The organism is Pseudomonas sp. B14(2022), assembly GCF_012030485.1.
GTDB lineage: Bacteria > Pseudomonadota > Gammaproteobacteria > Pseudomonadales > Pseudomonadaceae > Aquipseudomonas.
On the sequence record NZ_JAAUVM010000038.1, the window covers coordinates 23,686 to 36,535 of the forward strand.

The window sequence follows — 12,850 nt, forward strand, 5'->3', positions numbered from 1 at the left end:
CAACGGCCTGTGCCGTTGCTGGTTTTTGCGTTTGTACGGGTTTTCGATCCGCTATCAGGCCTTTATGAACTTTGCATGACAGAAGTTCAGTCCCGCCCTTCGCCAACCGCCTAACCCTCATACGTGAGCCTGTCTTGCTCCCTGCGTGATAACAAAGAAGGAAGATCCCCGATGGTCCGCTGCAAATCACCGGTAAACCTGAAAGCCCAAGAAACTGTCCTGCGCCTCAAGCCCCTGGCCCAGGCCATTGCCTTGTTGATGGTGGCGGGCAATGCCCATGCGGCCACGGCGTTCAGTTCCAGCTGGTTTGCCGAGAAAGGTGCGAGCCAGGCGACGACGGCGGCGCGGATCAGTGCCGGGCAGGTGCCGGGGGTTCCTTCTCTGAACCAGCAGGCGCGGGTCAACCAGCAGTTGGCGCGTTCCATCAGCACCTTGAACACCAGCGTCGCGGCGATTGCGGCGCAGCAGGCAGCGCAAGCGGCGGGACGCCAGGCGGCGTTCGGCCAGGTCTCGACGATTCCCGATGGCCTCGGCAAAGGCGGCCTGCAGGTGGATAACAGCCTGACCCAGGGCTGGACCAACGCCAAGGGCCCGACCCAAACCCAGTCCGGTGGCAAGACCACGGTGAGTATCGAGCAGACCGCCGACAAGGCGATCCTCAACTGGGAGACGTTTAACGTCGGGCGCAACACCACGGTGGATTTCCAGCAGCAGTCCAGTTGGGCGGTGCTCAACCGCGTCAACGACCCGAATGCACGGCCCAGTGAGATCCAGGGCCAGATCAATGGCGCCGGCACGGTGATGATCGTGAACCGCAACGGCGTGGTCTTCAGTGGCACCAGCCAGGTCAACGTACGCAACCTCGTTGCTGCCGCTGCGAACATCACCGACCAGCAGTTCACCCAGAGCGGTATTTACGTGGATGGTAACGGCACCCAGCCGACCTTCACCGACGCGGCAGGCAAGGTCGAGGTGCAGCGCGGTGCGCTGATCCAGACCCACAACCCGGCCACTTCGACGGATGCGGGCGGCTATGCCTTGCTGCTGGGTTCGGAAGTGGACAACGCCGGTACTATCAGCACCGCGAAGGGCCAGACCACCCTGGCTGCCGGCGACAGCTTCTACATCCGCAAGGGTGTCGGTACCACTGGCAACGACCGCTCCACCACGCGCGGCAATGAAGTCGCCACCAGCCTCAAGGCTGGCAGCAGCGCCGGCAAGGTCAGCAACAACGGTCTGATCATGGCGTCCACCGGGGACATCACCCTGACCGGGCACCAGGTGCAGCAAAATGGCGTGGCCCTGGCCAGCACGTCGGTGGACACCCGTGGCACGATCCACTTGCTCAATTCCGCCACCGACACCACCGGCAGTGTGACCCTGGGCGAGGGCAGTACCACTTCGATCCTGTTGGACAGCAGTGGCAGCACTGCGCTGAACAGCCAGCAAAGCAATGGCCTGATCAAGCTCGACGGCATGCCCGCCAACTTGATCACCGGGCAGTTCAACAACCTCAGTGCGGTGGCCGACCGTACCGACCAGTCGCGCATCGAGATCGTCAGCGGTGGCACCGTGGATTTCCAGAAAGGCTCGATCACCCTGGCCACCGGTGGGCAGGTCGCGGTCAGTGCCGCCGGGCGTAGTCTGGTGCGCGATGGGGCGATGATTGATGTATCCGGGGCTGTCGGCGTCAAGGTGTCGATGGAGTCCAACAACATCAAGATCAACGTACAGGGCAACGAGCAGCGTGACGCGCCGGTCAACCGTGAAGACGGGAAGCTGATCAACAACGATGTGTGGGTCGACCTGCGCGATCTGGTGTTTGTGCCCGCAGGCACCAACGGCTATGCAACGGATCGCTGGTACACCGCCGGCGGCCTGCTGGAAGTCGGTGGTTACCTTGGCACCCAGGGCCACTCGGTGGGTGAGTGGATGGCCCAGGGCGGCACCGTGACGTTTACCGGCAAGGATGTGGTGACTCAAAAGGGCGCGCAGATCAACCTCTCGGGCGGCACCGTGGACGTGCAGGCCGGGTATATCCAGCAGACCTGGCTCAAGGGCCCGGACGGGCGCCTGTATGAGCTGTCCAACGCGCCGGGGGACATTCTCTATTCCGGGTTCTACAAGGGTTATGAAGACACCAGCAAGCGCTGGGGCCAGACCGATTACTACTACAACCCGATGATCGCCAAACAACGCCGTTTCGAGAGCGGTTACACGGTGGGCCGCGATGCGGGCAAGCTGGTGGTCGGCACCACCAGCGCGGTGCTGGAAGGCCAGGTGATCAGTGATGTGTTCCAGGGCGATCGCCAGACCCAGGCGCCGAACATCAACCTCGACGGTTACCAGCAATCCCAGAAGGCCATGGCCCAGCGCGCGCAGTTGATCATTGGCGGGTACACGCCGGTCTACAACAAGACCACCGGCACCCTGCGTTATGCGCTGACCGGCACTGCCGATGAAGTATTGATTGACCGCAACACGCAGAAAATCGCCGATGGCCTGGACCTCACCACCGCATTGCCGGCGGATCGCCAGGGCAAGATGGTGCTCGACAGTGATCAGCTCAATGGCTATCAACTGGGGGCGATCAAAGTCGGCGTCACGCAGAAGATCACCGTCAAGGGTGCGCTCAATGTGGCGGACGGCGGTGAGATCACTCTGTTTGGGCCTGAGGTCAACATCAACGCCAACCTCACGGCCCATGGCGGCACCCTCAACGCGGGCAACATCCTCAATCAGGTTAATCTCAACTCCGGCAATACGGTCGGCGATGTGATCCTCGCGGGCAGCGGGCGGGCCGATGTGGCGGCAGGCGTCAAGCTGGACGCCACCGGGCGTTGGAACAACCTGATGCTGGGCCCGAACAACCGCGAAGGCGTGGCGTATGTGAACGGCGGCAAGGTATCGCTGCGCGGCACCGGCAACGTGAACCTGGCGGCCGGCAGCGTGGTGGATGCGTCTTCCGGGGCCACCCTCGGCGTGGATGGCAAGCTCACCGGCGGCAAGGGCGGCGACGTGACCTTGGGCGCGCTCGGCTCCTTGGTGCTGGACGGCGAGATTCGCGGCTATGGCGTCAATGGCGGCGGCACCCTGGCGTTGCAGGCGCTCAAGGTACAGATCGGCGAGAGCGCCACCGCGCCCGACGTCGGTACCGTGCAACTGTCGGGCGATTTCTTCAACAAGGGCTTCTCGGCCTATGACATTACCGGCAACGAAGGCCTGCTCGTCACGAATGGCACTCAGGTGGATGTCACTACGCCGGTCTACCGTTTGGGCGAGCAGACGCTGGCCGCGCCGAGTGGCAGCGACCCCGCCACGGCCTTGGAGCGCTGGACGCCGGCGCTCTACCAGGAAAACCCGACCCAAGGCGTGCTGACCCAGCGTCGCGGTGCCAGCCTGACGCTGACGGCCGGCTCCAAGGATTCCACCGCCGCACAACTGGCGAGCACCGCTCTGACCGTGGGCCAGGGTGCGGTGATCAATGTCGACCCCGGCCAGGGCATCAACCTGCGCAGCGTTGGTCAGTTGACCCTGAACGGCAGCCTGAATGCCTGGGGCGGCAGTGTCAGCCTGGGTGGCCTGAACCTGGCGCCGCAGGCCTGGGAACAGCCGATTGCCGCCGGTCATGACCGCTCGATCTGGGTGGGCGAGAACGCGCTGATCGACGTTGCAGCGCGCGCGGTCACGGCGGTGAGCAACCGAGGCAGCGTGTATGGCCAGGTCCTCAATGGCGGCAAGATCAGCATCGGTGGTGATATCAACCTGGCCACCGGCATTGCCAGCGCCGGCGATGTGTTTGTGGTGGTGCGCGAAGGCGCGCGCCTGGAGGCGTCCGGTGCCCAGGCGGTGCTGGATGTTCCAGGCCAGGGTCGTGTGCCGGTCGCCAGCAATGGCGGCAGCATCAGTTTTGCGTCCAACAATGGTCTGTACCTGGACGGCAGCTTTGTCGCGCGTGCCGGGGGCGCCGGCGCGGCGGGCGGCAGCTTGTCGCTGGCGCTGGAAAGCCCCTATTACGCGAAAAACGCGGTGAACGACCGGGTGCTCAAGGTGCGCGAGCTGGTACTCAGCCAGACCCATCAACCTGGCGCCTTACCGACCGGCGCCAGCCTGGAGTACGGTCACGGCCGTCTCGGTGTCGACCAGATCACCGCTGGCGGTTTCGACAACCTGGCCCTGCTCAGCAACGGCTTGCTGAGTTTCGACGGCGATGTGTCGTTGAACATGGGCCAAAGCCTGCGGTTGTACAGCGCCAGTTACAACCTCAGCGAGGGGGCGGCGGCCAATTCGCGGGTCAGCCTGTCGGCGCCTTACTTGCTGCTGGCCGGCATTCTTGCGCCTGCGCAAAGCAGTAAGGAAGCCTATGTGCGTGCGGTGCCGCTGCTGCCCAATCCGTCGCCGCTGACAACGGCGGCGCAGTTGCGTGCCAGCGCCAACTTGATCGATGTACGCGGCAATGTGGTGTTTGGCAACAAGAGCAACGTGCCGCTGGCGAATAACGCTCAGGTCGCGGTCGAGCGTCGCGGGTTCGACAATGTGCAACTGACCAGCCAAGGCGACCTGCGCTTCCTGGCCGGTGCCGATGCGAATGTGATCTCACAGGGCATCAGCACGCAACTGGTGACCAGCGGCGACATGACCCTGCGCGCCGCGCAGCTGTACCCCGCGACGGAAGTCGGGGCGCGCGTGCTGGCGGGGTTTCAGAACGAGAACTCGGGTTTTGACCCGACGCGCACATTGAGTATCGAACGCATCGGCGACGCCACAGCCGCTGTACCGTACTCGGCCTTCGGTCGCCTGCAACTGGGCGGTGCCAATATCCGCCAGGGCGGCGTGGTGCGTGCGCCACTGGGGCTGATCGAAGTCGGCATCCTGACGTCGGGCAAGGTTGAACTGTTGCCGGGTAGCCTGACCTCCGTGAGTGGCAAGGGCCTGGTGCTGCCTTACGGCGGCACGGTGGATGGTCAGGTCTATATGTACAACGGCAAGAAAGTCACATTCGTTGGCCAGGGCGCAACGGATAACAGCGGTGGTTTGTATATCGGGATGGTATTGGGTGGGCAGTCGGTGGCGGTGCAGCCGGAAGCAACGGTGGATTTGTCCGGCGGTGGCGAATTACTCGGGGCTGGGTTCATTTCCGGACGTGGCGGCTCTACGGATGCGCGCCTTAACCCGTTGGTGCAATTCGGCGCAAATGGCGGTTTTGTGTTGCCGGGCCTGAGCACCAACCCGATCTACGCGATTGTGCCGGGTGTGCAACCCGGCTATGCGCCGGTGGCGCCAGAAGGCGGTGCGGTAGATCCGTTGATCGGCCAGCAAATCAGCATCGGTGCCGGTGTGCCGGGGCTGGCAGCCGGTACCTACACCCTGATGCCTTCCACCTACGCGCTGATGCCGGGCGCGTTCCGGGTGGAGATCAACGGGCTGGCGGGGCTCGGCGGCGATGGCTCGACCCAACCGTTGCGTAATGGCTCATGGGCCAGCACCGGGCGCCTGTCCATCGCCAATACCGGCATCGGCAACAGCCTGTCCAGCCAGGTTATCCTGACCTCCGCCGACACCTTGCGCCGATACTCTCAGTACAACGAAACCGGTTACGCCCAATTCGCCGTGGCCGATGCAGTCAGGCTTGGCGTGCCCCGTGCCTTGCTGCCCGTGGATGCCAGGACCTTGCAACTGGCCTTGCGTCCGGGGGCGGGCGCGCAGGCCTTCTCGTTCGATGGCACCGGTCGCTTCGAGGCCGCTGACGGCGGTTATGGCGGTACCGTGGCACTGATCAATAAAGACGGCGGGATTGGAAGAGATATCGAGATCGTGGCGACCGGCAAGGGTGCCAGCGAGGGCTTTAACGGTGTCAGCGTGCATGCGCAAAGCCTGAACGCCCTAGGCGCTTCACGTTTGTTGATTGGCGGGATGACGGTGGTCAATTACGGCCAGGCCGGTAATTACATTAACGTCGCTGGTGGCACCACCGGCGCCATTATTCTACGTGACGGTGCCCAACTGACAGCGCCGGAAGTGCTGCTGCTGACCGGCATCGGAAGCATCGTTGTCGAGCAAGGTGCCTCGATCAACACCATTGGCCGTGGCAAGGCCAGTTATGACGCCCGTGACGGTTTTGTCTATAACGTGGGGAACATGCTGGCGGTGTCCAACGGTTTGCTCAACGTAGTCGCCGCGCCGTCATTGGGCGAAGTCATCAGTGGGGGCATCCAGTTAGGCGTGTGCAACAGCGCGCCCTGCAGCGGCCAGACAGCCCTGTATTCCGAAGGCAGCATCGTTACCTTGACCGACAGCTCCCTGCAGATGGGCGATGATGTGCGCTATGGCACCCGCCACCTGAACCTGGGTGTGTCCAGCATCAACGTCGGCAGCCCCGAAGCCCTGGCCGATGCAGCCGCCAACAATCGCCTGCCGGTGGGCATGACCCTCAACCAGCAAGTGCTGGAACGCCTGCTGCGCGGTGACACCCAATTCGGCGCCCCGGCGCTGGAAACCCTGCAACTGTCGGCGCGTGACAGCTTTAACTTCTACGGCACCACCACCCTGGACACTTATGACGCCGTGACCGGCAAGTCGTTGCTGAGCAACCTGATGCTGTCCACGCCGGCGATCTACGGCTCTGGCGGCTTGAACGACGTGGCGACTATCCACACCGCCAACCTGATCTGGCAAGGTGCCGTCGCGCCGCCTGTGGCGGCGGTGACCGGCGGTGCCGGCAGCGGCAGCGGGCGCCTGGACATCAATGCCGAGCGTATCGAATTCGGCTATGGGGATTTTGCCCAGCCGAGCACGACCAAGACCTTCGACCGCCTCGCCCTGGGCTTTGCCAACGTCAACCTCAATGCCAGTGAGCGCATCACCGCCAACCACAAGGGTAGCCTCTCGGTGTACCAGAGCCAGGGCGCGTTTGATGCGATCAAGGGCTTTGCCTACAGCGGCGGCAACCTGAATATCCTCACGCCGCTGATGACCGGTGAGGCCGGTTCGGTCAACCGTATTACCGCCGGTGGCGCGATTGATGTCAGCGCCTCGGCTGGCGCAGTAGGCAAGGTGGACGGCATCGGCGGCGAATTGTCATTGCAAGGCGATAGCCTTCGCCTGGCCACTGCCGTGGTACTGCCCAGCGGCAAGGTCACCTTGGGCGCGCGGGGCGACGTGGTGTTGACCGATGCCGCCTCGATTGATGTGTCCGGCCGGGCCATTGCCTTCAATGACTTGACCAAATACAGCGCAGGCGGCGAGGTTTTGCTGGAGAGCCGTGCCGGCAATGTGCAGCAGGCCGCCGGTTCGACCATCGACCTGTCGGCGCAGCACAACCAGGCGGGCAAGTTGCGCGCGGTGGCGGTGGACGGCGCTGCAGGGATCGTCTACCTGGCAGGCAAGATCATCGCCGGCAGCAGCGGTGACTACGATGCCGGTGGCACGCGGGTGCCATACCTCGCGGGTGCGGTGGAGATCCAGGCCCAGCGCCTGGGCGGCAGCGGTACGCTCAGCGACCAGTTCGCAGCGCTCAACCAACGCCTCAACCAAGGCCAGGTTTACGGTGCGCGTAGCTTCCAGCTCAAGCAGGGCGACCTGACCATCGGCAATGACGTCAAGGCCAACAGCGTCAACGTCTCGATCGACAATGGCAGCCTGCGCGTGACCGGCCTGGTGGATGCCAGCGGCGAGCGCGTGGGCAGCATAAACCTGGCCGCCAAGCAGGGCCTGACCCTCGACGGCAGCGCCGTGCTGGACGCCCATGGCACACAATTGCGCGTGGACAGCTACGGCAAGATCATCGATTCGCCTAACCGCGCCATCGTGGTCCTCAGCTCAGGCCAGGGCCAGTTGACACTGGCCAACGGCGCGCGCATCGACCTGCGCCATGGCACCGAGGCCGCGACCGGCAATGACGGGCGCAGCCGTGGCACGCTGGAACTCAACGCGCCGCGCGTGGGCGGCAATGACATCGCCATTGACGCCAGTGGGCAGTTGACTATCCAGGGCGCGCGTTCGATTGCGCTCAACGGCATGAGAACCTACGACGATGCCCCGACCAACACCGATGAAACGCCCAATGGGCGCCCGTACCAAGTGATTGATCAGGACTACCTCACGAAAGTCGTCGATCCAGCAAATACGAATTTCATCAACGCCGCGCGTGTTAACAGCAACTTGCTGCAGAAGCTCGCCGGCTTGAACAACGCAACTTACGGTGATGTGTTCCACCTGCGCCCCGGCGTAGAGATCATCAGCAAAACCCCGGATGGCGACCTGGTGGTGCAGGGCGACCTGGACCTCTCCAGCTATCGCTACGCCAGCCTCAAATCAACGGCCAAGACCGAGTCCGGCAGCCTGACCCTGCGCGCCGGTGGCGACCTGAATATCTATGGCAGCATCAACGACGGCTTTGCCGCGCCACCGCCCACCGACGATGACAATGGCTGGGTGCTGCGCGCCGGTATCGATTACACCGGCGGCACGGTGGTGGTGCCGGGCAGCGGCGTGACCCTGGAGGTGGGCACCGTGTTCCCTGCGGGCGCTGCGCTTAATTTCGATGTACTGACTAACCCCCTGTTTCTGCCGGCGGGCACCCGATTGCCCGTCGCGGCTACGCTCAAACAACCGTTGGTACTCCCGGCGGGTACGGTTTTGGCGGCGGCTGTTCGGGATGCCTCGGGCAATGTGCTGTTCGCGGCGGGCACGTTGCTGACTCAGAGCCAGACCCTCGCCATCGGCAGTGTCCTGGATGCCGGCAGCCTGTTGAGCACGTCAGCCAGTGTCGACGGCTTGATCTGGCCCAAGGGCGTGCCATTGGCCACCAAGGTGACCCTGGCCGCCAGCCAAGTGCTGCCCCGGGGCGCCCTGTTGCCGTCGGGGACAGACGTGAAGCTGCCGGGCGGCGTGGAGTCGGTGGCGTTGCGTGACGCCGGCCATCCGGGCAAAAACTGGGCAATTGCTCCCATGCTGGAGGAGGGTGCGCAGTCGTGGTCGATTCGCCTGGTTGCGGGGGCCGACACTGAGGCAGCCGACAGTCGCCTGCTGCAACCGCATCCGGTAAGCGGCAATCTGCGATTGGCGGACAGTCATTATGGTATGTACGGACAGGCAGCTGTGGTCTGGACCGAAGAGGGGTCCGTCGGCTGGTTTGGCGATGACAGCATGACGGGGCAGCCTATTGATTTTGCTGGTATTAACTACCCGGAGGTGTGTACTGATTTTCCTGAGTTCTGCTCCACGCAAGGTGATGGCTATACCCTGGTTTCGGGTAGCAGCACCCGCTTCAGCGTAATACGTACCGGTGCAGCGGATCTGGATCTGCTGGCCGCCGGTAACCTGAGCATGGAGTCGCTGTTCGGTGTCTACACTGCCGGCAACGCATCCGCCGGCACCTCCGCCAACGCCCCCTATAATCTCAAGCGCGCCTTGGGTAGCAATGACAAGGTTCTCGGGGACGCAGGGGCGAACGAAAAGCTGGTCAATGGTGGCACTGACAGCCTGTACCGCGCGTGGTACCCGGAGATGGGTGGCAATTTGCTGGTTAAAGCGGGTGGCAACCTGACTGGCAATATCACCAGCCCGTCGCTGATTAGCATCGGGCGTCCGTTAGGCGATCTCGGTGTGGACTCAACCAACGTCGGCAACTGGTTGTGGCGTCAGGGTAATGGCCTCAGTGGCAGCCAGGCGCAAGCCACCGCCTGGTGGATCAATTTTGGTTCCTATGTGGCAAGCCAGCGGTCGGACCAGATGGTCGGGTTCACCGGGTTCGGCACCTTGGGTGGCGGCAACCTCAATGTTGATGTCGGCGGCGATGCAGGGATCATCAGCCCTGTGTCGCCAACAGCCCAGAACGTCAGCGCCCGCAGCCAAGGCCTGGTATTGGCCGTCGGCAGCACCGGCCGCGTCGCCACCGATGGCAGCGTCCAACTGACCGGTGGCGGCGATCTGAACCTGCGGGTCGGCGGAGCGTTAAACCCAGCCAGCCAGATCAACACAGACCACCTCAATGGCGCACTGGTGAATACGCGAGGGCATGTACAACTCACTGGCGGCGCTCTGGGTAGCCTGACGCTGCTGTATGGTAACCAGGCCAGCTACCAGAGCCCGAGCGAAGTGCGCGCCTACGATCCGCTGCGTTCCACGTCCGCCAGGGCGGCTGGTGGTTTGAGCCTGTTGCCGGGTGACGCTACTTTCAGTCTGGCCACCCGCGGTGACCTGGTGTTGCAGGATGTCGCCGACCCGGGCCGCGCGCCGCAAGTCAACGCGTTGGCCTACGCGAGCGGTGGCATCAACGGGATTGGACACAGCTGGTTCAGTCTGTGGACCGACCGCACGGCGGTGGACCTGTTTTCCGCCGGGGGCAACCTCACGCCCCTGACCCAGACGCTGGACACCGACATGGCAGCCGTCTATCCCGCCACCTTGCGCGCCGTCGCCGCCAGCGGCAGCCTGTATTACGGCCGTGCATCAAGCGGTGACCCAAGTACGGTGCCGCCGCTCAGGGCAATGGTGCTGGCGCCTTCGGCCAACGGGCAACTGGAACTGCTCGCCGGCGACTCGATCTACGGCGGCGACCTGCCCATCAGCCGCTCCAGCGCAGCCCCGCAAAGCCTGGCGACGATTTTGCACCCGGCGTTTCTCGGCTTCCTGAGCAATCAGATCCCGGTAAGCGGTAGCGGTAATCTGTCCAGCGATGGCAGCAAAGCCACCTTCATGGTTTCCCCGCTGTTTGCCTTTGGCCCCAACACGGTCAGTATGGCCTGGGGTGACGCCCTGGAACCTGCACGTTTCTATGCGCTGAGCGGGGACCTGCTGGGCGTCAACAGTGGGCGTGCCCTCACGATCACGGGGGCAAGTGACGCTCGGCTCGGGCAAACCTTTTACGAAGGCGCAGGCCCGGTGTGGATGCAGGCCGGGCGCGATATTGTCGGCAGCGGCACGCGCTTGAGTGGTGCCAGCGGTGGTGTCACGGACACGGGGCAATACACCTTCATCGGCAACCTGTTCGTACACAACAGCCCCACCGATATCTCCATCGCCAGCGCCGGCCGCGACATCCTCTACAGCAGCTTCAACGTTGCCGGCCCCGGCACCCTGGAACTGACGGCGGGGCGCAACATTCAGATGGAAGACAAAGTCGCTGTGAACAGCCTGGGTGCTGTGGCGGCGGGCGATAGCCGCCCTGGCGCAAGCATTGTCATGCAAGCCGGCGCGGGCCTCAACGGCCCGGATTACCGTCGCTTCGTCGAGGCTTACCTAAACCCCGCCAACCTGGCGCAATCGGGTGAGTCGTTGCAGGGCAGCAAAGTCGCCAAGACCTACGAGAGTGAACTGGTGTCTTGGCTCACCGAACGCTTCGGCTTCGCCGGCGACAGCGAACAGGCCCGTACCTACTACGCTGAACTGCCCGCCGAACAACAACGGATCTTCGCCCGCGACGTGTACTTCGCCGAACTCAAGGCCGCCGGCCGTGAGTATAACCAGGACGGCAGTGTGCGCCAGGGCAGCTATGTGCGTGGTCGTGCTGCGATTGCCCGGTTGTTCCCCGAGACCGACGTGGCCGGCAACCCGATCACCTACAAAGGCGACATCACAATGTTCGGCGGCGCGGGCGTGCACACCAACTTCGGTGGCTCGATCCAGATGCTCACGCCGGGTGGCCGCCAGACGTTCGGCATCGAAGGCGCCGCACCGCCGTCCACGGCTGGGGTGATCACCCAGGGCGCCGGAGATATCCAGCTGTACTCCCTGGGCAGCATCCTGCTCGGCCAGAGCCGCATCATGACCACCTTCGGCGGCTCGATCATGGCCTGGACCAGCGAGGGCGACATCAACGCCGGTCGTGGCTCCAAGACTACCGTGGTGTACACGCCGCCCAAGCGCGTCTATGACAACTGGGGCAACGTGAGCCTGTCGCCGTCGGTGCCGAGTACCGGTGCGGGGATCGCCACGCTCAACCCGATCCCGGAAGTGCCGGCGGGGGACATCGACCTGATCGCACCGTTGGGCACCATCGATGCGGGGGAGGCGGGGATTCGGGTGTCGGGTAACGTCAACATCGCCGCCTTGCGGGTGGTGAACGCGGCGAACATCCAGACCCAGGGCAAGTCGTCCGGGGTGCCGGTGTCGGCCACGGTCAACACTGGTGCCATGAGTTCAGCCAGCGCGGCGGGGGCGGCGGCGTCCCAGGCCGCAGAAGACGCGGCGCGCAGCCAGCAGGCGGCGGCCAAACAGGGCCGGCCGTCGATCATGACCGTGGAGGTGCTGAGCCTGGGCAGCGAGCCGTTGCCGCGCGATCCGGAGCCGCAGCAGAAAAACTCCAGCTACAACCCCAACAGCCCGGTGCAGGTGCTGGGCGCGGGGCCGCTGAGTGAACAGGCGCGGGCGCGGTTGACGGATGAGGAGCGTAAGCAGATCAGTTTGTAGAGTTTCAGAAGGACCTCTCGATGTACCGTTCGGGGCGATCAGTGATCGCCCCATTTTTTTGGCGGAAGCAGAAGGGTGGCGAGCTTATAGCCGAGCGGTATTGGGGGGGGACTCGGTTAAAACTGTGGGGGCGACGATTCGACTTGCCCTTTGGAGGCTCGGGAGCCGACGACTCTCTAACGGGTGCCCTGGGAGTGAAATGTGGGAGGTGGCTTGCTCCCGATGGCGGCCTCTGGGCCGACCATTTGCTGGGGTTGGAATGAGTACATATCCGTTGCTGCGGTAACGGCGACTTAGGGTTCCGCTCTTACAGCGGGTCACTTTTGGAAGAGCGCCAAAAGTAACCAAAAACGCTTCGCCGGTATGACTCACCCACATGGGTTACAAATCAGTTCACACACATAGGTAACAGTTTTTAACTGGCAGGGTCGATTTCGCG

At 63.7% G+C, this 12,850-nt stretch carries 1 protein-coding gene; it reads left to right on the plus strand.

The genetic code is table 11. The features are described from left to right. Positions 1-171: 171 nt before the first annotated feature. Positions 172-12,411: a filamentous hemagglutinin family protein gene (locus HCF10_RS30320; RefSeq protein ID WP_167657031.1), complete on the plus strand. Its 12,240-nt coding sequence runs from the start codon at positions 172-174 to the stop codon at positions 12,409-12,411. Positions 12,412-12,850: the final 439 nt, after the last annotated feature.

What these genes read in the sequence shown, in the direction of transcription:
- HCF10_RS30320 (WP_167657031.1), top strand. Translation starts at nt 172, where the DNA reads ATGGTCCGCTGCAAATCACCGGTAAACCTGAAAGCCCAAGAAACTGTC.